Below are 327 nucleotides of genomic sequence, written 5' to 3'. Positions count from 1 at the left end.
GTAAAAATCCTGAGTTCGCAAGTAAAATAGTAGAATTAATTGAGGCATATGATATAGAAGATGTTACGTATGTTCAAGCTTTCAATTATGATGTTCTACAAGAGGTTCGTAAAGTTAACCCCGATATTAGAATCGGACAAATCTTATATTTAGCCGCAGGAAATTTATCTGCTATTGATGTGGACTTTTACACAATCCGTCAAACTATGCTTTCGGACAGATTTATTGAAAAGGCGAAAGAACAAAACCGCGAAGTATGGGTTTGGACAGTTAACCTTGAACGGAACATTAGAGAGGTTTTAAAATATGATATTGATGGTATTATAA

1 protein-coding gene is annotated in these 327 nt (G+C 33.9%); it reads left to right on the top strand.

Going from position 1 to position 327, the window contains the following annotated elements; all coding sequences use genetic code 11:
- Positions 1 to 327 (top strand): glycerophosphodiester phosphodiesterase family protein (locus AOA62_RS24620; protein WP_218244163.1); only part of this gene is annotated, 327 nt, incomplete at both ends.

The sequence above is a fragment of the Pseudomonas sp. 2995-3 genome, assembly GCF_002742565.1.
Classification (GTDB): domain Bacteria; phylum Pseudomonadota; class Gammaproteobacteria; order Pseudomonadales; family Pseudomonadaceae; genus Aquipseudomonas; species Aquipseudomonas edaphica.
Note: the sequence above shows the minus strand (reverse complement) of the source record. Positions and strands in the feature narration are given on the sequence as shown.